Here is a 20,604-nt window from a genome sequence, read left to right on the forward strand (position 1 = left end):
AAAAATAAGCAGGCCCGCATAAGGCGGCCTGCTTATTCTGTTTCAAATAAATAAGAGAGTGCTTTCATCGCTTGATTGACGGTTTCCACCGTAATATTCGCTTTGCCGGAAAGCTCTTTCAGCGGATGGTGCAGCTCTTTCGGACGGATCAGAATGAGCGGCTTGCCTTTTGCGATGGCATAAGAAGCATCCATTGCGGTATTCCACTGTTTATATTTCTCGCCAAACAGGGCGATCACAAAATCGGCTTTTTCCATCAGCACCTCTGTACGGAAATTGTTGATATCAGAGGCTCTGGCGTCCTTTAAAACAGAATCAGGCTGCTCGCCCATAATCTCTTCTCCGATATTGTCTGAGCGCTCATGGTTTTCCATCGGTCCGACAAACGTAATCGGCAGGTGCAGCGCTTTTGCTTTGTTCTTGATCTCGTTCCGCCAATCGCTGTGGATTTCACCGGCTAAATATACGACAAACTGCATCTTTTGCTCCTCCTTATTCCATATTCAGATTTTCGTACGGCTATAAGCCAAATGGTAAACGAAACTTGCTTGATAATGCAAATGAAATATGATAATGATATTGCATATAGTTGGTCTTGCTGTAAACAGTCTGGTATGATCCAATTGGACAAACATCAGCATACAAAAAAACTCAAAATCCAGATGGAGGAATGACAATGAAAAAGATTGAAAGCACGGAAGAATTGCAAAAAGCGGTACAGGACGATTGGGCGGTATTTATGTTTTCTGCAGATTGGTGCCCGGACTGCCGCTTTGTGGAGCCGTTTCTCCCTGAGCTGGAAGCGGATTTTCCTGAATTCACTTATTACTACGTAGACCGCGATCAATTTATCGATACATGTGCGGAATGGGAAATCTACGGCATTCCGAGTTTTGTGGTATTTAACGGAGGAAAAGAAGTAAACCGCTTCGTCAGCAAAGACCGCAAAACGAAAGAAGAAATCGAGCAATTTTTAACCGATTCCCTTGCTAAAGCATAAAGGAGGCCACGGGCTTTGAAGATGACGTCGAGGAAGCTGTCGGATCTATTAAAACAGCGCCTGCAGCACGAGAACCGATCCTTCTTTTTTGACAGAGAAAAAGACACCCTCCGTGTTGAGGATCAAACGACCAAAAAAGGCATCACATTAGAACTTCCGCCGATCATCGCCAAGTGGGAGACGAAAAAAGAAGAAGCGATCGACGAGATCGTCTACTATGTGTCAGAAGCGATGGAGGCGATGGGAGGAAGCGGACAGGAGATGTCCGGAAAGGAAGCCGGAATTTATCCGGTGATCCGCTCCACGTCATTTCCTGATCAAACGGGCGACGGCATTCCGCTCGTGTATGATGACCATACCGCCGAAACCAGAATCTACTACGCGCTTGACCTCGGCAAGACGTACCGCTTAATTGACAGCCGGATGCTTGAGAAAGAAAACTGGACAAAAGAACGGATCAGGGAAACGGCATCATTCAATCTCCGCTCGCTCCCTTCGGTCGTGAAGCAGGATACGGTTGCGGGCAATTATTTTTATTTTTTCAGAGCGAATGACGGCTATGACGCCAGCCGGATTCTCAATGATTCGATTCTTCATGAATACAAACAGGCCGCTGAAGGCGAATTAGCGATTTCTGTCCCGCATCAGGATGTATTAATACTTGCTGACATTCGAAATGAATCGGGTTATGATATTTTAGGGCAAATGTCCATGAGCTTCTTTGCAAGCGGCACGGTGCCGATTACGGCCCTTTCATTTCTCTATAATGAAGGCAGACTGGAACCTGTGTTTATCATGGCGAAAAGCCGGCCGAAAAAGGATTAGAAAGGATTTTTCTTATGAACGCTTTTTACAATAAAGAAGGTGTGGGAGATACGCTTCTGATCTCTCTTAAAGATGCAGCACGTGAAGAAATCGGCTATGAAAGAGAAGGCGATGTCGTCAGAATCTTTAACAAAGAAACAAAAGAAACGACGGGCTTTAATATTTTTAACGTGTCTTCTTATTTACAGATTGAGGACAACGGCCCTGTCGCTTTGTCTGAGACATTCGTTCAGGACGTGAATGAAATACTGAACAGAAACGGCGTTTCAGAAACGCTGACAGTTGACCTTTCTCCGAAATTTGTTGTCGGTCATGTTGAATCGAAAGAAAAACATCCGAATGCGGATAAACTGAATATCTGCCAAGTGAATGTGGGAGAGGAAACCCTTCAAATCGTTTGCGGCGCGCCGAACGTAGACAAAGGACAAAAAGTCGTCGTTGCTAAAGTCGGCGCGGTGATGCCGAGCGGACTTGTCATTAAAGATGCTGAATTAAGAGGCGTTCCGTCAAGCGGCATGATCTGCTCCGCGAAAGAACTCGCTTTGCCGGATGCGCCGTCGGAAAAAGGCATTCTCGTTCTTGAAGACAGCCGCGAGGCCGGCGAAGCATTTCAATTCTAACTCCCATAAATAAGCGCACAAAATCGAATGATGTGAGAGAAAGCCGTTAAGCAGGCCTGCTTAACGGCTTTCTTCAGTTGGGAGCTTAATCTTTTCTGAGCCGCCCGGCAGTGGTATACTAAATATCGTCCCAGACTACTAATAAGGGAGTTAGAGAGTGATTAAACATGAGTTGGCTGAATAAATTTTTTGACTTATTTTTAGGTGAAAAAGAAGAAGAGCATGAACATGAACATGAACCGAACACACATGCCCAAATCCCGAAACAGCAGATACCGGATCAGCCAGAAGGCAAATTAACGCGCATGGAAGATCCTAAAATATATTACGAATATCCGAAAGGGAATTTCCGCTTTCCTGTCGTTCCGGACGGCTATAAGCGAACGGAACAAAGACAGCAGGAAAGGCATGAACGCCGCCGCCAGCCGTCCCGGGGATATGCCGCCGCGACGGAGCATACGGAGCGGGAGCGGAAGCAGCATACATATGAAGAGCCGGAGCCGGTGAAAAAGCCCTTTAAACCGTCCTCCATTCCTTCACCGGTCTACGGTTTTCAATCTCAGCACAGCATTAAAAAAACGCCTAATCCGCAAAAACAGCGTGAAGAGAGCGTGACATTGCTGTCAGAGGAGCAATTTGTTCCGCCAAAGTCCGGTCAGGAAACGGAAAAAGAGCCCGCATTCACAGCATCCGGCATGACAAAACAGACGGACACCCGGCCGGAACCGTCTGTGAAACAAGAAACGGAAGAATTCCAGGCCGCCCAAAAAGAGCAGCCGCACACTGAGGCTGAGAATGCAAAAGAGCAAGTGTACAGTGCATCAGAACCGCGCCAGGCTAAAGACCTGCAGCAGCCGGAAAGCACGGAACCTGCCGGCTATACAGATCAACAAGAGCTGGAACAAACCGAGCCGCAGCCTTTAAATGAGACTGAGTATGAAGCGTCCCGGCCGTCTGAACACACGGAAGAACAAGCGCCGCAGCAGGAGGAGTATCAGCAGTCTGAGACGGAAGCCGCTCAAGCTTTTGAAACCGCTGGGGAACCGGTATATACATACTCAGAACCGGGGAATGAAGAGGAAGTTCAGCCGCAGTCTGAATCGCCTGAGGCTGACGCGGAACAAAAAGCAGATGAACAGCCTGAGTTCAACGAAGCCCCTCAGCATTCTGAACCGGAGCCTGAATCTGCAGTCATCGAGCCGCCCGAAGCCCCGGCCCCGCCTGTCGAAGAAAAAACGAAGAATCACGAACAGCCCGTGAAAACGGCGGAGCGGCCGAAAGAGCGCAGTGTTCCGTTTAACGTCATGATGCTTAAAAGCGATAAACACAAGCAGGCGAAGACGCCAGAGGGCGGTGCGGGCTATGTTTTCCCGAATCTGTCGCTTCTGGACGTACCGCCGGCGCAGAGACATGACGACCAATCATGGATTGAAGAACAGCGCGAGCTTTTAAACGTCACGCTGAAAAACTTTAATGTGCGCGCCCAAGTCGTTCATGTCACACAAGGCCCGTCCGTCACAAGATTTGAAGTGCATCCTGAGCCGGGAGTGAAAGTAAACAAAATTACAAACTTAGCAGATGATATAAAGCTGAGTTTATCTGCCAAGGATATTCGGATTGAGGCGCCGATCCCCGGCAAAAACACGATCGGCATTGAAGTTCCGAACCGCGTAAGCAAGGTCGTTGATTTACGGCAGATGATCAGAAGCGCCGCTTTCAGGACGAATCCGTCTCCGCTTACAGCCGCGCTCGGTGTCGATATTTCCGGCAACCCGGTCGTCATTGATTTGAAAAAAATGCCGCACGGCTTGATTGCGGGTGCGACAGGATCGGGAAAAAGCGTCTGCATCAATACCATTTTGGTCAGTCTGCTTTATAAGGCGGATCCGAGCGAGGTCAAAGTGCTTTTGATTGATCCGAAAATGGTCGAGCTTGCGCCTTATAACCAAATTCCGCATTTAGTCAGCCCCGTCATCACGGACGCCAAAGCCGCAACCGCGGCGTTAAAATGGGTTGTGGAAGAGATGGAACGGCGGTATGAACTGTTTGCTCATTCAGGTGTGAGAGATATCGGCCGCTTTAATGAATTAACGGCTGATCATAAGACAGGCGAAAAGCTCCCGTACCTCGTAGTCGTTATTGATGAGCTTGCCGATTTAATGATGGTCGCGCCGAACGATGTGGAAGAAAGTATTGCCAGAATCGCGCAGAAAGCGAGAGCCTGCGGCATTCATCTCCTCGTCGCGACACAGCGTCCGTCTGTCGATGTCATTACCGGCATGATCAAGGCGAACATCCCGACGAGGATCGCATTCTCCGTCTCAAGTCAGGTCGATTCCAGAACGATTATCGACATGGCGGGGGCGGAAAAGCTGCTGGGAAAAGGCGACATGCTTTACTGGGAAAACGGTACAGGAAAACCGGTGCGTCTGCAGGGCAACTTTGTGTCAGACAGTGAGATTGACCGCGTCGTCTCTCATGTCAGAAAGCAGCTCCCGCCGTCTTATTTGTTTGAACAGGAAGAACTGATCAGGCAGGGAACCGCCCTCAAGGAAGAGGACGAGCTGTTTCCTGAGGCGTGCCAATTTGTCGTGGAGCAAAACAGCGCCAGCACCTCCAGCCTTCAAAGAAGGTTCAGGATCGGCTATAACCGTGCGGCGAGGCTGATTGACATGATGGAAGCTGAAGGCATGATCTCAGAAGCAAAGGGCAGCAAACCCCGCGAAGTGCTGATTACGGCTGCTGACATTACTCAAGAATAAGAATATCGTTCATTTTTCTCACAAACATGGTATGATAATGGATGGACCATCAAACAGCATCACTGTCACGCGCTGAAATATCATGCGGCAGGTTTAATCAAAAAGAAAGTTACAGATACTGACGATAACGTAAAAATAAATGGAAGCGCCGCTGTGCGGGCTTTTCGCCCGCGGCGGTCGCAAAATGAAATGAGCGTCATATACTGGGGAACAGATAGACGTTTGTTGGAGGTACGATTATGACTGTTTATCATTTTGTTGGAATAAAAGGGACAGGTATGAGCCCGCTTGCTCAAATCCTGCATGATACAGGGTATCAGGTGCAGGGATCGGATATCGAGAAGCAGATTTTTACTCAGGCTGCCCTTGAAAAAAGAAATATCCCGATCTATCCGTTCAGCCCCGATAACATCAAACCGGGCTTAACGGTAATCGCCGGAAACGCATTCCCTGATTCTCATCCGGAAATCGCAAAGGCGCTCGCTGAAGGAATTCCTGTTATCAGATATCATAAATTTTTAGCTGAATATATGAAAAAATATACAAGTGTCGCGGTTACGGGCGCACACGGCAAGACGTCCACTACGGGTCTCTTGGCACACGTGATGCAGCAGGCGAAGCCGACTTCGTTTCTTATCGGAGACGGGACGGGCAGAGGAAATGAAAGCAGCGAATACTTTGTATTTGAAGCCTGCGAGTACCGCCGTCATTTCTTAAGCTATCAGCCTGATTATGCGATCATGACGAATATTGATTTTGACCACCCTGATTATTTCGCCAACATTGACGATGTGTTTGATGCTTTCCAAAACATGGCGCTTCAAGTCAACAAAGGCATCATTGCCTGCGGTGATGACGAGTATCTGCCGAAAATTCACGCCAATGTGCCTGTCGTTTATTACGGCACGGGAGAAGAAAACGATTTTCAAGCGAGAAACATCGTAAAAAATACGGAAGGCACGACATTTGACGTCTTTGTCCGCAATACGTTTTACGATACGTTCTACATCCCGGCATACGGCCATCACAATGTCCTCAATTCATTAGCGGTCATTGCGCTCTGCCACTATGAAGAGATAGACGTGAACATGATTAAGCGCGGACTTGAATCATTCGGCGGCGTCAAACGCAGATTCAATGAAAAAGTGATCGGCAGCCAGGTGCTGATAGACGACTACGCCCACCATCCGACTGAAATTAAAGTCACCATTGAGGCGGCGCGCCAAAAATATCCGGAACGTGAAATCATCGCGGTATTCCAGCCGCATACGTTTACACGGACGCAATCATTCCTTGATGAATTTGCAGAAAGCTTGAGCGCGGCCGATCGCGTGTATCTATGCGACATTTTCGGCTCTGCCCGCGAGAACGTCGGCAAACTCACCATCACGGATCTGCAGGAAAAAATCGATAACGCAGAACTCATTGAAGAGAATGACACATCCGTGTTAAAAGCGCATAAAGACGCAGTGCTGATCTTTATGGGCGCCGGAGACATTCAAAAATATATGAGGGCCTATGAAAACGTCATAGCGTAACAAAAAAGCAGTGGGGCTCTCACTGCTTTTTTGCGCGTGCTGCAAAGGGATTTACCGATAAACGGAGAAATAGTATACATACAGCCCCTTTCATATATGTTTATCATTTTAATAATTGGGTATATACCATTATATCCTGCAATAAGGAGGTATTAGATGATTATCATTCTTTACTTAAGTGTCGCACTCATTGCCGTAGCATTTCTCATCCTCGTCATTTATCTGTCCAAAACATTAAAGTCTGTGCAGATGACCTTAACAAACGTAGCGTCGACTTTAGACGGCCTTGAAGGGCAGATGAAGGGCATTACCGCAGAGACAACTGAGCTGTTACATAAGACAAACCGTCTCGCGGAAGACATTCAGGAAAAATCAGAGAAATTAAATACGGTTGTCCATGCTGTGCAGGAAGTGGGAACTTCCGTCCAGCAGTTTAATACATCCATAAAGCAGGCAGCCGGTTCCGTTTCGGCCTCTGTCAGAGAGAACCAGGATAAGATCAGTCAGGTTGTCACCTGGAGCCAGGCCGCTATGGAAATATGGGACAAGTGGAAGCAAAAGAAAAAAACATCGCTTTAATCATAAGAAAAATCCACTAAGGAGGAATCATAATGAGCAAAGATGGAATCAATAGTAAGGATTTTTTAATCGGAACGCTGATCGGGGGAATTATCGGCGCGACAACGGCATTGTTTCTGGCGCCTAAATCAGGCAAGGAGCTGCGCGACGATCTCGGCAGCCAGGCTTCTGCATTGAAAGATAGGACGGACAGAATGACGGCCGACGCGAAAGAAAAAGGCTCTCAATATGTCAGCATCGCCAAGGATAAAACATCTAACATCACCCAGCTGGTAGCTGATCAATCAGGCCAGATTATGAATAAAGTGAAGGATTTAAAAGACCGTTCTAAGAGCACACTAACTGAGAAAGCCGAAGAGACGAGAAGCGAAATGCAGGACACGGCCCAAAGCATCAAAGCCGAAGCGGAAGACGCCGGGGAAAAAGCCGGTCAGGCAAATCGCTGATCTTCAATAAGGAGAGATAACAGACATGACAAAGCAGCTGATATCGTCAGAAGAAGAGTTCAAAAATGCCGCTGAGAAAGAAAGCACGTTCGTGTTTTTGAAACACAGCACAACCTGCCCGATCAGCCATGCGGCGTTTCAGGAGTTTGACGCCTTTGCATCGGAGCATTCAGAAGTGCCTTCTTATTACCTGCAGGTGCAGGACAGCCGGCCGCTTTCAAACTATATCGCCGAGACATACGGCGTGAAACATGAAAGCCCGCAAGTATTCGTCATTACAAACGGCGAAGTGAAATGGCACGCGTCTCATTCCCAAATCACAAAAAACGCAATAGAGCAGCACCTTTCATAATTTACTGACCGCCGGATGATACCGGCGGTTTTTTTTGAAAAAAACTATTGATCATTTCAGCCATATCATGTAGGATATCAATATACGTTACTTCAACGCATAAAAGCTTAAAAGCGTTTTGGTAATAAAGTAAAATGTGAAAAAATTTATTGTTTCATATTCCTATTTTCGCATAACTGTAGTAAGATGCATGTTAACCATTAAAATAAAACATAGCATAGAAGGGATGAAAAAGATGAGCAACAAGGAATTAGAGAGCCTAAGACAGCAGGCAGACGCACTAAACTTACAAATCCTTAAATTAATCAATGAACGCGGAGCCGTTGTAAAAGAAATCGGTAAAGCCAAAGAAGCACAGGGTGTCAACCGATTTGACCCCGTCAGAGAGCGTACAATGCTTAACCGCATTATTGAAAGCAATGACGGCCCGTTTGAAAACTCAACAATCCAGCATATTTTCAAAGAAATTTTCAAAGCCGGCCTTGAGCTTCAAGAAGAGGATCACAGCAAAGCGTTGCTCGTCTCCCGGAAGAAAAAAGCAGAAGATACGATCGTTGACATTAAAGGCGAAAAAGTCGGTGACGGCGATCAGAGATTCATCGTCGGTCCTTGTGCCGTAGAAAGCTATGAGCAGGTTGCGGAAGTAGCGGCCGCTGCGAAAAAACAAGGCATTAAAATCCTGCGCGGAGGTGCGTTCAAACCCCGCACAAGCCCGTATGATTTCCAAGGTCTCGGCGTAGAAGGCCTGCAGATCCTCAAACGCGTCGCTGATGAATATGACCTCGCGGTGATCAGTGAAATCGTTACGCCTGCCCACATTGAGCAAGCGATTGATTACATTGACGTCATTCAGATCGGCGCACGTAACATGCAAAACTTTGAATTGCTGAAAGCCGCCGGTTCGGTTAAAAAGCCGGTATTGTTAAAACGCGGTCTTGCCGCAACGATTTCAGAATTCATCAATGCAGCTGAATACATCATGTCACAAGGAAATGACCAAATCATTCTTTGTGAGCGCGGAATCAGAACGTACGAAACAGCAACGAGAAACACGCTTGACATTTCTGCCGTGCCGATTTTGAAACAGGAAACTCACTTGCCGGTGTTTGTTGACGTCACACATTCAACAGGCCGCCGCGATCTCCTGCTTCCGACAGCAAAAGCGGCGCTTGCGATCGGCGCTGACGGCGTGATGGCCGAAGTTCACCCTGATCCTTCCGTTGCCCTTTCAGACTCTGCGCAGCAGATGGATATACCTGAATTCGAGAAATGGCTGAACGAATTAAAGCCGATGGTGAAAGTAAAAGCATAATAAAGTGTTCCGTTCTTTAAGGGCCGCCTCGTGCGGCCCTTTTTCGTTTCTTCATTTTATTTAATTATAAAATGGAAGTGAACGTTTTCATCACTGGGAAAAACGTGTATAATTTCATGAGAAGTATTTAAATTTGATGAATAATGAAAAATAATGTACACTACTGACTTACGCTTACAACCATAAACGACAGAATGCGAAAACGCACGACATTTCTTTACATAAAGTGTTTATGCTATAGATAAGGATAAGTGTATCCAGTAAAAGGAGTGGTTTCAGTGAGCAACATTACGATATACGATGTGGCCAGAGAAGCAAATGTCAGCATGGCGACTGTTTCCCGCGTCGTAAACGGCAATCCGAATGTAAAACCGACGACCAGAAAAAAAGTATTGGAAGCCATTGACCGGCTCGGCTACCGCCCGAACGCGGTGGCAAGAGGACTGGCAAGCAAAAAAACGACAACGGTCGGCGTCATCATCCCTGATATCTCAAGCATTTTCTACTCGGAACTTGCCCGGGGAATTGAAGATATCGCGACGATGTACAAATATAATATTATTTTAAGCAACTCGGACCAAAACCTCGAGAAGGAACTGCACCTGTTAAACACGATGCTCGGCAAACAAGTGGACGGTATCGTATTTATGGGCGGCAACATTACGGACGAGCATGTCGAAGAATTTAAGCGCTCTCCTGTGCCGATCGTATTGGCGGCATCAGTGGAAGAACAGGCAGAGACGCCTTCTGTCGCCATTGATTATGAACAGGCGATTTATGATGCCGTTAAGCTTTTCATTGAGAAAGGGCATCGCGATATCGCATTTGTCTCCGGACCGATGGCAGAGCCGATCAACCGCTCGAAAAAACTGCAAGGGTACAGACGGGCGCTTGAAGAAGCGGGCATCCCGTTTAATGAGCAGTTCGTAGCGGAAGGCGATTACACCTATGATTCCGGAATGGAGGCGCTTCAAAGCTTAATGGGCCTTGAGCGGAAGCCGACGGCAATCCTTTCTGCAACGGATGAAATGGCGCTCGGCATTATTCATGCGGCTCAGGATCAAGGCCTGTCGATTCCTGACGATCTTGATATTATCGGTTTTGACAATACGAGATTGAGCCTGATGGTCCGCCCTCAGCTTTCCACAGTCGTGCAGCCTACTTACGATATCGGCGCCGTGGCGATGAGGCTTTTGACAAAACTGATGAACAAAGAGCCGGTTGAAGAGCATATCGTCGAGCTGCCTCACCGCATCGAATTAAGACAATCAACAAAGTCATAAAAAAACGGAAAAGCAAGCTTCACTCTGAGGAGTGGAATCTTGCTTTTTTACTTGAGTAAGGAGAAGATATGAAACGTTTTGATTATCTGACACCCGTTGGATTTATGTTAGGATGTATTATTGTCGCAATCGGAATTCTCTCAGGAACGGGACTTGCGGGAATCAGTTCATTTTTAGATCTGACTTCTTTTTTAATCGTCACAGGCGGCCTTGCCGCGGCGGTCTTTATCAGCTTTCCGCCTCGGGATTTAAAGAAAACCCCTTCTGTTTTAAAACAGGTATTTTCCCGTCAGGATGACAATGTGAAGGACCTTGTCAGAGTATTCGTCAGCCTTGCAGAGCAGGCGCGAAGACAGGGGCTGCTGTCTCTGGAGGACCGGGCGCGCGAGATTAAGGATCCGTTTTTGAAAAAAGGGCTTTTGCTTGCGATTGACGGCTGGGACGAAGAAACGATCCGGCTGGTGATGGATTCTGAGATCGCCGCGATGGAAGAACGACACAGAAAAGGAAGACGCGTTTTTGAAAAAGCCGGTGATTTCGCGCCCGCCTGGGGAATGATCGGGACGCTTGTCGGACTGGTGCTCATGCTTAAAAATTTAAATGACCCGCATACCCTCGGGCCGAACATGGCTGTTGCGCTATTGACGACGCTGTACGGCGCACTGCTTGCCAATCTCGTGTTTATCCCTATCGCGGCAAAGCTTGAAGAAAAAACGGAAAGTGAAATTTTCATCAAACAGGTCATGATCGAAGGGGTTGTCGGCATCCAATCGGGAAAAAATCCCCGCAACCTCGAAAGTCAGCTCGTCGTTTTCAGCTCAAGAGAAGACTGGCGTAAAGAGCAGCCTGCGAACAAGAAAAAGGGCGCTGTCCATGAAGCTTAGAAGAGAGCGTTTTGAAAGAAGAAACAAACCGGAAAATTCCGGCGGTTCACCAAGATGGATGGTAACGTTCGCTGACTTGATCACGCTCATTCTCGTGTTCTTTATATTGCTTTTTTCGATGTCGCAAATAGACGCGGAAAAATTTCAATCAGCCGTTTCATCGATTCATACAAACGGCAGCGGGGGTGTTTCGGCGTCATCAGACAAAGCAAACGAAAATAAAGAACAGGATTTGCTGCTGCAGAACGTGAAAACATACATAAAATCGCACCATTTGAGTTCCAAATTAACGGCGAAGCGCGATGAGCGCGGAGTGGTTCTTGTGCTGCAGGAGGCCGTTCTGTTTCACACAGGAAAAGCGGATGTGCTGAAAAACGCCGAGCCAGTCCTGCATCAGATCGCAGTGCTTTTGAAAACAATTCCGAATGACATTCAGGTGGAAGGCCATACGGACAGCCGCCGGATTTCCACCTATCAATTCCCGTCGAATTGGGAGCTGTCGTCTGCAAGAGCGGCGAGTGTGATCCGGTATTTTACCGCGAAAGAAGACTTTTCCGCCAAACGGTTTATTTCAGTCGGATACGCGGATACGAAACCTGTGAAGGACAACAAAAGCCCCGGTCATATGAATGAAAACCGCCGTGTGGAAATTGTCATAAAAAAAACGACCTCCTCGTAAGGGTCGTTTTTTTATTTTGTTTTATACCGCTGTTCAGACCGGATGGCAAAAAGCGCTTTTTCCACGGTTTGGGCGTTTTTTTCTGATATTTCTTCTTTTCGGGGAATCGGAGGATATAATTGTTCAGGGTCACTCCAAAATGCGGGCAGGGTATAGGGCGAGTGTTTCTGCCATTTATGAATCCACTCCTGCGGTATGCGCTCCCCGGGATCAATCCCTTTCATCTCAAGCCATATACGGCTCCATGCTCTAGGAACCACTCGCCAAATATCGTATCCGCCTCCGCCGACCGCGATCCATCTGCCGCTGCAATGTTGATGGGCTAATGAGTGAGCGAGCCGGGGGATTTCCTGATAAATGGAGATGGTAGTAGACAGGTGTGTCAATGGGTCGTAATAATGGGCGTCCGCTCCGTTCTGGGTCAGGATTACATCCGGTTTAAAAAAAGCCGCGATTTCTGAAGCGGCCGTTTTGTAAGCGTGAAGAAAGGAATCGTCCTCTGTGAAAGCGTCCAGCGGAATGTTAAAAGAATAGCCGTAGCCTTGCCCGCTTCCTTTTTCCAGCACTTGTCCCGTCCCGGGAAATAAATAACGCCCGGTTTCGTGAAATGAAACTGTGCAGACATCTGACCTGTCATAAAACGTAAATTGAACGCCGTCGCCGTGATGAGCGTCGGTATCAATGTATAACACCTTTGCCCCGTAGTTTTTCTGAATGTATTGGATGGCCACGGCGCTGTCATTATAAATACAAAAGCCCGATGCCCTGCCGCGGAAGCCGTGGTGAAGGCCCCCTCCTAAATTGCAGGCATGCCTCGCCTGTCCCGTCATGACATAATCTGCCGCTGTTAAAGTGCCGCCCACCAGAAGCGACGCGGCTTCATGCATGCCGGCAAAAACGGGGGTGTCTTCCGTTCCGAGCCCGTAGCTTTCTCCTTCTGCGGCAGGGAGCCGGCCCGCCCCCGCTAGTTCAACCGCCTGTATGTAATCCTCTGTATGAACGAGTGCCAGCTCTTCTTTAGAGGCCATGCGCGGAGCGGCGATATCTCCCTCTTCAAATGCGTCCGCCGCCTGAAGCAGCTCGTATGTCAAAAGCACGCGCTGCTGATTGAACGGGTGATCCTGGTGAAATTGATACGTCTGATAAGAAGGCGAGTAAACAAAAACGCTGTCTCTCATGACTGATCCCTCAATTGTTTCGGCCACAGGACATTGTACCCGGCTTCATGAACGCTGCGGATAAAAGGGAGCGGATTCATCGTCTTCACCCGGAAGACGAGTATATTTGACCCGGCGGAATCATGAGGATAGACGAGCACGCTCAAGATTTGCAGCTGAAGATCGCGGCACATGCAGCTGAGATCAGCAAGACTTTTGGTCATATCCGTCACCAAAATTTCCACCTGTGATCCCGGCTGGGCTGCGCCTGTCAGGCTGACAAAGGTCCGGAGTACATCGGTTTTGGTTAAAATGCCCGTCAGCTTATGATTTACCGTAATCGGCAGACATCCGATGCCATGCTCATAGAAAGAAGCCGATATTTCCTCTACGAAATCAAGCGGATGGGCGCAGATGACATTCCGTTTCATAATGGTTTCCACTTTGTTTGTCAGAAACGCGACGCGGTCTTCTTGTTTAAAGCTGCCCGGGCCCGCCTGTTTAATGTCTCTGTCTGTGACGATGCCGGCAACGTGCAGTTCTTCGTCGATGACAGGGAGATGGCGGATATGATATGCCTTCATTTTATGTACGGCTGTTTCTATGGAGTCGTTTTTTGTGACGGTGATGACGTCCCGTTTCATGATTTGTTCTGCAATCATCTTTTTATCCCCTTTGTATGTCAGTCAATACATAAATCGCTGATAAAAACGAAGTCTGTCGAACTGTTCAATTGACTCCTGACTGACGTGCCTGCCGATGCGGGCCATCAGACAATTGGCCGGATGAGAGCTGATTTCCGGTTCATCCGTTGCAAACCAGACAAGACCTCCGGCATTCATCATCTTTTCCATGATCTTTCTGTACTCCCACACGTCTTTTTTCATCCCTTTTAAATCCCAATGCCAGTAATATTCTGTCGTCATGATGATGTACCGTTCCATCTGTTCATCCATCATGCTGACAGTCAGCAAAGTTTTTCCGACAGAACAGCCTCTGTAGCCGGGAGCGACCTCGATCGCCCCGAGTTCAAGGAGATCTTCCATATTTCCGTCAGACCACCGTTCAAGCGGATCAGGATATAAATACGTCACATAGCCGATAATCGTCTCTTCGTCCCTGGCGATGATGATCCGCCCTTCGGGAAGCCCGGCTATTTCGACTAACGCTTTGTGCTGTTCATGAGGAAGGCGAAAGGCTGTCAGGCCTTCATGAAACTCATACTGTGCTAAGTTCTCTGGAGGAACGGGCCCTTCTACCAAAAGAGGGCCGGCTGCTGTCTGAATAGATGAAGAATGGTACGTTTTATGATGTTTCACTGATTCACCGCCTGTCGGTTCTTAATAAAAACACATCTCCTTTAAGCATAACAAAATATAAAGCGTTTTCAATAGTACGGTAATTTATATTTTAAAAATTGAGAAAACTGTGAACATCTACTATAATTAGTCTATAGATAAGCAAAGGGGGATGTTGCATGAATTTGAAAACGTTGCCAGCGGAAAAGGGGAATTATCATCTGCAAAATTATGAGGAAACATACCGCAGCTTCGATTGGAAAGAAGTCGAGACGGAGTTTTCCTGGCATCAGACCGGAAAGTTGAATGCCGCGTACGAAGCGATTGACCGTCATGCCGAATCATTTCGCAAAAACAAAGTAGCGCTGTATTACAAGGACGCAAACCGGGAAGAAAAATACACGTTTAAAGAAATGATGGAGGAATCGAATCGGGCGGGAAATGTGCTGAGACGGTATGGAAACGTTGAAAAAGGGGACCGCGTTTTCATTTTCATGCCGCGTTCGCCGGAGCTTTATTTTATCATGCTCGGCGCAATTAAAATCGGTGCGATTGCCGGCCCTTTATTTGAAGCATTTATGGAAGGCGCCGTGAAAGACCGCCTGTTGAACAGCCAGGCCAAGGTTGTCGTGACAACACCTGAACTGGCTGAACGGATTCCGGCGGACAGCCTGCCCGACCTGGAGCATATCTTCATTGTCGGCGGAAGCAAAGAAGCCGGAGATAAAATCATTCATTATGATAAAGCGGCTGAAGGAGAAAGCACGAGACTTGATATTGAATGGATGGACAGAAGAGACGGCTACCTGCTTCACTATACATCAGGGTCAACAGGAACACCTAAAGGCGTGCTTCACGTTCATGAAGCCATGATTCAGCAATACCAGACCGGCAAGTGGGTGCTAGATCTTAAAGAGGACGATATATATTGGTGCACGGCGGACCCGGGCTGGGTGACCGGGACGGTGTACGGGATTTTTGCGCCGTGGCTGAACGGAGCGGCGAATGTGATCGTCGGGGGCAGATTTAGTCCGGAAAACTGGTACGGCACGATTGAAAAGCTCGGTGTGAGCGTCTGGTACAGCGCTCCGACCGCTTTCAGAATGCTTATGGGCGCCGGAGATGAAATGGCGTCCAAATTTGATCTTACTTCACTTCGTCACGTCCTGAGTGTCGGAGAACCTTTAAACCCGGAGGTTATTAAGTGGGGACATAAAGTGTTCGGCAAGCGCATCCATGATACGTGGTGGATGACGGAAACAGGCGGACAGCTTATCTGCAATTATCCGTGCATGGAGATCAAGCCGGGTTCAATGGGGAAACCGATTCCGGGAGTGGAAGCGGCGATCGTTGACAACCAAGGGAATGAGCTTCCGCCGTACCGAATGGGGAACCTCGCCATTAAAAAGGGCTGGCCGTCCATGATGGATTCCATTTGGAATAACAAAGAAAAATATGAATCTTATTTCATGCCGGGCGGCTGGTATGTTTCCGGAGATTCAGCTTATATGGATGAAGACGGTTATTTTTGGTTCCAAGGCAGAGTCGATGACGTCATTATGACATCCGGCGAGCGCGTCGGCCCGTTTGAAGTCGAAAGCAAACTTGTTGAACATCCGGCAATTGCCGAAGCCGGTGTCATCGGAAAGCCGGATCCTGTCCGGGGGGAAATTATTAAAGCATTTATCGCGCTCAGAGAAGGGCATGAGCCATCCGATCAGCTGAAGGAGGACATTCGTCTTTTTGTAAAACAAGGGCTGGCTGCCCATGCCGCACCGCGGGAAATTGAATTCAAAGATAAACTTCCAAAAACACGGAGCGGAAAAATCATGAGGCGTGTGCTGAAGGCGTGGGAGCTGAACCTGCCGGCAGGCGACCTGTCCACAATGGAAGATTAAAGAGACGGCGTTGACATCACATCTTATTTATGTTAAAAATGAGTAAGCTTCATACGAAAAGGTTTTGATTGAGACAAGTAGGATATCTGATTGTTCCAGAGAGCTGATGGCCGGTGAAAATCAGCACATAAGATATGCCGAATACACTCATGAACCGCTTTTGCGAACAAAGCCCTTCCAAGGCTTTCAGTAGTGGAAGAACGGACACGGTCCGTTATCAAAAAGAGTGATAAAAGCTTTTTTATGCTTTTATTAGTAGGGTGGTACCGCGATTATATCGTCCCTTCGTTTTAAACGAAGGGGCGTTTTTTATTTCCATAAAAAAAGGAGCAGACAAAATGACTAACTTATTAGAAGATTTATCCTTCCGCGGCTTAATCCAGCAAATGACGGATGAAGAAGGACTGAATAAACAGCTGAACGAAGAAAAAATCCGTTTATACTCAGGGTTCGACCCGACGGCGGACAGCCTGCACATCGGACACCTTCTGCCGATATTGACACTGCGCCGTTTCCAGCTTGCAGGCCACCATCCGATTGCGCTTGTAGGCGGAGCGACGGGGCTGATCGGCGATCCGAGCGGTAAAAAAGCGGAGCGTACGTTAAATACTCAGGATATCGTTGTCGAATGGTCGCAAAAAATTAAAAATCAGCTTTCCCGATTTTTAGATTTCGATGCAGGAGAAAACCCAGCCGTCATAGCGAACAACTTTGACTGGATCGGAAAAATGAGCATCATTGATTTTCTCCGCGACGTCGGAAAGAACTTCGGAATCAACTACATGCTTGCGAAAGATACTGTAAGCTCAAGAATTGAAACCGGAATTTCTTACACGGAATTCAGCTACATGATCCTGCAATCCTACGATTTTCTGAATCTGTACAGAGAAAAGAACTGCAAACTCCAAATCGGAGGCAGTGACCAGTGGGGCAACATCACGGCAGGTCTTGAACTGATCAGAAAATCGGAAGAAGAAGGGGCGAAAGCGTTCGGCCTTACCATTCCGCTCGTCACAAAAGCTGACGGCACGAAATTCGGCAAAACAGAAGGCGGCGCGATTTGGCTTGATAAAGAAAAGACATCGCCGTATGAATTCTACCAATTCTGGATCAATACAGATGACCGTGACGTCGTCAAATATTTAAAATACTTTACTTTCTTATCAAAAGAGGAAATTGAAGCTTATGCTGAAAAAGCGGAGACGGCTCCAGAGAAAAGGGAAGCGCAGAAACGTCTTGCTGAAGAAGTGACTGTACTTGTACACGGCCGTGAAGCGTTTGAGCAGGCCGTTCATATTTCTCAGGCGCTGTTCAGCGGCAATATTAAAGAGCTTTCCGCTCAAGACGTCAAGGTAGGTTTTAAAGACGTGCCTTCACTTGAAAAAGACCGCTCTGAAGAACTGTCTTTAGTAGACGTGCTTGTGGAATCTAAGTTGTCGCCTTCAAAACGGCAGGCCCGAGAAGACATTCAAAACGGGGCTGTTTACATTAACGGAGAGCGCCAGACGGATATCGGTCATCTGCTGACGGCGGAAGACCGTATCGAAGATCAATTTACCGTACTGCGCCGCGGAAAGAAAAAATACTTCCTGATCACATACTGAAAATAAAGAGCAGTCCGGCCGCTCAATGCGGCAGGCTGCTTTTTTATGTTTTGCGAATACTGCACCGGGAAATGAGTACAGTACGTAGTATAAGCAAAACAGGGAAGGGGCGCTGCGCCATGAATTTCATGTTTACCATTGCGAAAGAAAGATTGCAGCGGGATCATTGGGAACAGCAGCAAAGCATGAACGCCGAAGTCAAAGCCGAAGAAACTGAGGCGGAAGAAGAAAATCCGACCTCATAAAACAAAAGCCTCCATTCCCAAGGGATGGAGGCTTTTGTTTGTCACCATATCAGTCTGACGGCGGCCATCAGTACAACACCTGTAATAACCGTGATGGATAAGCTTTTCGTCCGCATTGCGCAAAGCAATGTCGGGATGAGGACGATCATTGCTTTCCAATCAAAGGTCAAAGTGCTGTTTGTTTTTACGATCATGCTTTCCGTTACCAAGGCGGTCAAAATACAAAGCGGAATAAAGGAGAGCCACTTTAAAGCCAATTCCGGCATCTGAATGTTCCGGACAAATATAAAAGGAACAATGCGCGGCACAAGCGTAACAATCATGCAGCCGAGTATAATCCAGATCATTTGCGTGCTGATGCTCATTTGTCCGTCACCACCCCGATTGTTGCCACAATTACGGTTGAGACGATGACCGCGATGTGTGACGGGACGAAATACGATAACAAGATCATAAAAATGATCATATAGAGAATAAGGGAGAGGCTGTGTTTCAGCTTTTCCGATGCGGACGACTGCAATTGCAGCACCAAAAGCGCCGCAAACATAGCGGGCAAAGCAAAGTCCAGACCGAGGGCGTAAGGATCAGATATCCATTGTCCGAGAAGCCCGCCCATCACACAAGAAATAACCCAGCACGCATAGGCGGTTATATTGAGGCCATTCATCCACTTATCGTACAGCCTGCCGTTCTGAACCGCCTTGTTCACTGCTACCCCGAAAGATTCGTCAGTAAGCAAAGCACCGAAGCCGATATTCTTCACCAAAGAGTATTTTGTGAAATAAGGCGCGATGGTCAGGCTCAGGAGCAGGTGCCGCAGATTGACGATGAACGTCGTTAAAATAATGGCAGAAATCGGACTCCCGGAAACAAGGAGTGAGCAAATAATAAATTGGGCGGCGCCGGCATAGACCAACAAGGATAACAAACAAATTTCAAGAATACTGAGGTGTGAGGCAACGCCAACAATGCCAAAAGCAAAACCGACACTCATATAGCCCAGCAGTGTAGGCACACAATCCCGCACCCCCTGTAAAAACGTATCGTTCATTTCCCGGGAAACGGCGGTTTTTTGCACTTCTGTCTGAATCATTTTTATACTCCTTCCTTAGAGATTATAATAATAACGACTAATGAAAAAATCAAAGAAAATACGGTTCACATTTAAATGAACCGATTTCCGGTGACGACATGAAATAAAGAATGGTTTTGTTTCATCAGACCTTCAACTTTTTCAGCTCCGACTTCTTTCACAAGCTCCGCAAACATCAGGTCATGCCTCATATATTCCATGGCCACGAGAACAAGAGCGGGATCTTCTGTTTTAATGGCCCAGGCATTCGTCTGCGGGGAAAAATTGGCGATTAAGACTTCTTTATTATCCCGTGCTGCTATCGTTAATCTTCCGCCCATGCGTTTTTCTGCCACTTCAGGAGACATATTATGATGTGTCGTATTTCCGAGCTTCACTTCCGGAGGGCCGAACACAATCGAAAAGACGGGTAATTTTTCGGCGGCGCGTTTGTTAACGGCCTCTTGAATAAAGGGAATCTGCTGTTCCCAGACAGACAGCCACAACTCTTCCTCGGCTTTTTCAATCATATCCTTCAATTCATTGATGACATGATCATTTGTGCTGATGCGGCGGATGACATTCATCTCCTGCTCGCTTTCAAGCGCTAATAATTTCTCTTCAAGATAGCCGAAGGAGCTCTCGAAGTCATGGCGCAGCCGGTCAATTAATTCCTTTCCGGCAAGCGGGGCATATGTAACCGGATCAGACGGCACAATATGGACAGCGCCTTTATCAACTAATTTTCCCAATACTTCATAGATCATTGAGCGGGGGACGCCTGATCTTTTACTGATTTCATATCCGGTAACAGGCGAGTGTTTCAACAAGCCGATATATGCTTTGCATTCGTATTGAGAAAATCCGAATTTCTGCAGTTCTTTCAGAACATCCTCCATAAACATCCTCCATAGTGGTTATTCATGAAACTACTATAATGTAAGCGGTTGTATGTTGTCAATGGGACTTGAGTGCTGAAAGAACAATTCGCCCGTGTTGTCGCTTTCCAACTTATTTTGGGGAGAGTTACTTGTATGGCTCTTGTGAAAA

At 47.3% G+C, this 20,604-nt stretch carries 22 protein-coding genes and 1 other annotated feature; of the genes, 15 read left to right on the top strand and 7 right to left on the bottom strand.

Features of this window, described 5'->3' with window-relative positions:
* Positions 1–32: 32 nt before the first annotated feature.
* Positions 33–479 carry a YtoQ family protein gene (locus Y79_RS0115710; RefSeq protein WP_016938538.1) on the bottom strand — a complete coding sequence of 149 codons (447 nt, stop codon included), beginning with the start codon at positions 477–479 and terminating at the stop codon, positions 33–35.
* Positions 480–676: 197 nt separating this feature from the next.
* Here Y79_RS0115710 and Y79_RS0115715 point away from each other — a divergent pair, with 197 nt between their 5' ends.
* From Y79_RS0115715 to motS, 12 genes are all read left to right on the top strand, one after another.
* Positions 677–1,000, top strand: coding sequence for a thioredoxin family protein (locus tag Y79_RS0115715; RefSeq protein WP_003152373.1), 324 nt, complete (start codon positions 677–679; stop codon positions 998–1,000).
* A gap of 15 nt (positions 1,001–1,015) precedes the next feature.
* A complete protein-coding gene (locus tag Y79_RS0115720; protein ID WP_016938539.1) occupies positions 1,016–1,825 on the top strand; it encodes a DUF1444 domain-containing protein in 810 nt (269 codons plus the stop codon).
* 14 nt (positions 1,826–1,839) lie between these two features.
* Positions 1,840–2,445 (top strand): YtpR family tRNA-binding protein, encoded by a 606-nt coding sequence (gene ytpR / locus Y79_RS0115725; RefSeq protein WP_016938540.1) that lies wholly within the window; start codon positions 1,840–1,842, stop codon positions 2,443–2,445.
* 167 nt (positions 2,446–2,612) lie between these two features.
* Positions 2,613–5,207, top strand: coding sequence for a DNA translocase FtsK (locus tag Y79_RS0115730; RefSeq protein ID WP_016938541.1), 2,595 nt, complete (start codon positions 2,613–2,615; stop codon positions 5,205–5,207).
* 239 nt (positions 5,208–5,446) lie between these two features.
* Entirely contained in the window at positions 5,447–6,745 is a 1,299-nt protein-coding gene (gene murC / locus Y79_RS0115735) for a UDP-N-acetylmuramate--L-alanine ligase (protein WP_016938542.1), read from the top strand.
* 156 nt (positions 6,746–6,901) lie between these two features.
* Positions 6,902–7,324: a DUF948 domain-containing protein gene (locus Y79_RS0115740; protein WP_016938543.1), complete on the top strand. Its 423-nt coding sequence runs from the start codon at positions 6,902–6,904 to the stop codon at positions 7,322–7,324.
* 32 nt (positions 7,325–7,356) lie between these two features.
* Positions 7,357–7,770, top strand: a complete 414-nt coding sequence (locus tag Y79_RS0115745) for a YtxH domain-containing protein (RefSeq protein ID WP_016938544.1) — start codon at positions 7,357–7,359, stop codon at positions 7,768–7,770.
* Between the two features lie 25 nt (positions 7,771–7,795).
* Complete coding sequence (gene ytxJ, locus Y79_RS0115750) at positions 7,796–8,122, top strand: bacillithiol system redox-active protein YtxJ (protein ID WP_016938545.1); 327 nt, start codon at positions 7,796–7,798, stop codon at positions 8,120–8,122.
* Positions 8,123–8,357: 235 nt separating this feature from the next.
* Positions 8,358–9,434 (top strand): bifunctional 3-deoxy-7-phosphoheptulonate synthase/chorismate mutase, encoded by a 1,077-nt coding sequence (locus Y79_RS0115755; RefSeq protein WP_016938546.1) that lies wholly within the window; start codon positions 8,358–8,360, stop codon positions 9,432–9,434.
* Between the two features lie 278 nt (positions 9,435–9,712).
* Positions 9,713–10,717: a catabolite control protein A gene (ccpA, locus tag Y79_RS0115760; protein WP_016938547.1), complete on the top strand. Its 1,005-nt coding sequence runs from the start codon at positions 9,713–9,715 to the stop codon at positions 10,715–10,717.
* Positions 10,718–10,785: 68 nt separating this feature from the next.
* The gene (motP, locus tag Y79_RS0115765; protein ID WP_016938548.1) at positions 10,786–11,601 is read left to right on the top strand and encodes a flagellar motor protein MotP; all 816 of its coding nucleotides are present in this window, start codon (positions 10,786–10,788) and stop codon (positions 11,599–11,601) included.
* Positions 11,591–12,280 carry a flagellar motor protein MotS gene (motS, locus tag Y79_RS0115770; protein ID WP_016938549.1) on the top strand — a complete coding sequence of 230 codons (690 nt, stop codon included), beginning with the start codon at positions 11,591–11,593 and terminating at the stop codon, positions 12,278–12,280. Before motP ends, motS begins: the two co-directional genes overlap by 11 nt.
* An 11-nt stretch (positions 12,281–12,291) precedes the next feature.
* Here motS and Y79_RS0115775 read toward each other — a convergent pair whose 3' ends face one another.
* The 3 genes from Y79_RS0115775 to Y79_RS0115785 are packed head-to-tail and all read right to left on the bottom strand — an operon-like array spanning position 12,292 to position 14,756.
* On the bottom strand, positions 12,292–13,458 hold the full coding sequence (locus tag Y79_RS0115775; RefSeq protein WP_016938550.1) for an acetoin utilization protein AcuC: 1,167 nt from the start codon (positions 13,456–13,458) through the stop codon (positions 12,292–12,294).
* Positions 13,455–14,099, bottom strand: a complete 645-nt coding sequence (locus Y79_RS0115780; protein ID WP_016938551.1) for an acetoin utilization AcuB family protein — start codon at positions 14,097–14,099, stop codon at positions 13,455–13,457. Before Y79_RS0115780 ends, Y79_RS0115775 begins: the two co-directional genes overlap by 4 nt.
* A 24-nt stretch (positions 14,100–14,123) precedes the next feature.
* Positions 14,124–14,756 (bottom strand): GNAT family N-acetyltransferase, encoded by a 633-nt coding sequence (locus Y79_RS0115785; protein ID WP_016938552.1) that lies wholly within the window; start codon positions 14,754–14,756, stop codon positions 14,124–14,126.
* 158 nt (positions 14,757–14,914) lie between these two features.
* Between Y79_RS0115785 and acsA the strand changes: the two genes are divergently transcribed.
* From acsA to sr7p, 3 genes are all read left to right on the top strand, one after another.
* A complete protein-coding gene (gene acsA, locus Y79_RS0115790; protein ID WP_016938553.1) occupies positions 14,915–16,633 on the top strand; it encodes an acetate--CoA ligase in 1,719 nt (572 codons plus the stop codon).
* Between the two features lie 55 nt (positions 16,634–16,688).
* Positions 16,689–16,921, top strand: a binding site (T-box leader).
* 50 nt (positions 16,922–16,971) lie between these two features.
* Complete coding sequence (tyrS, locus tag Y79_RS0115795; RefSeq protein ID WP_016938554.1) at positions 16,972–18,237, top strand: tyrosine--tRNA ligase; 1,266 nt, start codon at positions 16,972–16,974, stop codon at positions 18,235–18,237.
* 119 nt (positions 18,238–18,356) lie between these two features.
* Positions 18,357–18,482 carry a small protein SR7P gene (sr7p, locus tag Y79_RS1000000121840; RefSeq protein ID WP_016938555.1) on the top strand — a complete coding sequence of 42 codons (126 nt, stop codon included), beginning with the start codon at positions 18,357–18,359 and terminating at the stop codon, positions 18,480–18,482.
* A gap of 41 nt (positions 18,483–18,523) precedes the next feature.
* Here sr7p and Y79_RS0115805 read toward each other — a convergent pair whose 3' ends face one another.
* The 3 genes from Y79_RS0115805 to Y79_RS0115815 form a co-directional block, all read right to left on the bottom strand.
* Positions 18,524–18,847, bottom strand: coding sequence for an AzlD domain-containing protein (locus tag Y79_RS0115805; RefSeq protein WP_016938556.1), 324 nt, complete (start codon positions 18,845–18,847; stop codon positions 18,524–18,526).
* Positions 18,844–19,575 carry an AzlC family ABC transporter permease gene (locus Y79_RS0115810; protein WP_016938557.1) on the bottom strand — a complete coding sequence of 244 codons (732 nt, stop codon included), beginning with the start codon at positions 19,573–19,575 and terminating at the stop codon, positions 18,844–18,846. Before Y79_RS0115810 ends, Y79_RS0115805 begins: the two co-directional genes overlap by 4 nt.
* Before the next feature lie 71 nt (positions 19,576–19,646).
* Positions 19,647–20,453 (bottom strand): TrmB family transcriptional regulator, encoded by an 807-nt coding sequence (locus Y79_RS0115815; protein ID WP_016938558.1) that lies wholly within the window; start codon positions 20,451–20,453, stop codon positions 19,647–19,649.
* Between the last annotated feature and the right edge of the window lie 151 nt (positions 20,454–20,604).

Origin of the sequence: Bacillus siamensis KCTC 13613, from assembly GCF_000262045.1 — a bacterium.
In the GTDB taxonomy this organism is placed as follows: domain Bacteria; phylum Bacillota; class Bacilli; order Bacillales; family Bacillaceae; genus Bacillus; species Bacillus siamensis.

Excerpts from the sequence above, each read along its gene's own strand:
- Y79_RS0115710 (WP_016938538.1), bottom strand. The coding sequence starts at position 479 with ATGCAGTTTGTCGTATATTTAGCCGGTGAAATCCACAGCGATTGGCGG.
- Y79_RS0115715 (WP_003152373.1), top strand. The coding sequence starts at position 677 with ATGAAAAAGATTGAAAGCACGGAAGAATTGCAAAAAGCGGTACAGGAC.
- ytpR (WP_016938540.1), top strand. The coding sequence starts at position 1,840 with ATGAACGCTTTTTACAATAAAGAAGGTGTGGGAGATACGCTTCTGATC.
- Y79_RS0115730 (WP_016938541.1), top strand. The coding sequence starts at position 2,613 with ATGAGTTGGCTGAATAAATTTTTTGACTTATTTTTAGGTGAAAAAGAA.
- murC (WP_016938542.1), top strand. The coding sequence starts at position 5,447 with ATGACTGTTTATCATTTTGTTGGAATAAAAGGGACAGGTATGAGCCCG.
- Y79_RS0115740 (WP_016938543.1), top strand. The coding sequence starts at position 6,902 with ATGATTATCATTCTTTACTTAAGTGTCGCACTCATTGCCGTAGCATTT.
- Y79_RS0115745 (WP_016938544.1), top strand. The coding sequence starts at position 7,357 with ATGAGCAAAGATGGAATCAATAGTAAGGATTTTTTAATCGGAACGCTG.
- ytxJ (WP_016938545.1), top strand. The coding sequence starts at position 7,796 with ATGACAAAGCAGCTGATATCGTCAGAAGAAGAGTTCAAAAATGCCGCT.
- Y79_RS0115755 (WP_016938546.1), top strand. The coding sequence starts at position 8,358 with ATGAGCAACAAGGAATTAGAGAGCCTAAGACAGCAGGCAGACGCACTA.
- motP (WP_016938548.1), top strand. The coding sequence starts at position 10,786 with ATGAAACGTTTTGATTATCTGACACCCGTTGGATTTATGTTAGGATGT.
- motS (WP_016938549.1), top strand. The coding sequence starts at position 11,591 with ATGAAGCTTAGAAGAGAGCGTTTTGAAAGAAGAAACAAACCGGAAAAT.
- Y79_RS0115775 (WP_016938550.1), bottom strand. The coding sequence starts at position 13,458 with ATGAGAGACAGCGTTTTTGTTTACTCGCCTTCTTATCAGACGTATCAA.
- Y79_RS0115780 (WP_016938551.1), bottom strand. The coding sequence starts at position 14,099 with ATGATTGCAGAACAAATCATGAAACGGGACGTCATCACCGTCACAAAA.
- acsA (WP_016938553.1), top strand. The coding sequence starts at position 14,915 with ATGAATTTGAAAACGTTGCCAGCGGAAAAGGGGAATTATCATCTGCAA.
- tyrS (WP_016938554.1), top strand. The coding sequence starts at position 16,972 with ATGACTAACTTATTAGAAGATTTATCCTTCCGCGGCTTAATCCAGCAA.
- sr7p (WP_016938555.1), top strand. The coding sequence starts at position 18,357 with ATGAATTTCATGTTTACCATTGCGAAAGAAAGATTGCAGCGGGATCAT.
- Y79_RS0115805 (WP_016938556.1), bottom strand. The coding sequence starts at position 18,847 with ATGAGCATCAGCACGCAAATGATCTGGATTATACTCGGCTGCATGATT.
- Y79_RS0115810 (WP_016938557.1), bottom strand. The coding sequence starts at position 19,575 with ATGATTCAGACAGAAGTGCAAAAAACCGCCGTTTCCCGGGAAATGAAC.
- Y79_RS0115815 (WP_016938558.1), bottom strand. The coding sequence starts at position 20,453 with ATGGAGGATGTTCTGAAAGAACTGCAGAAATTCGGATTTTCTCAATAC.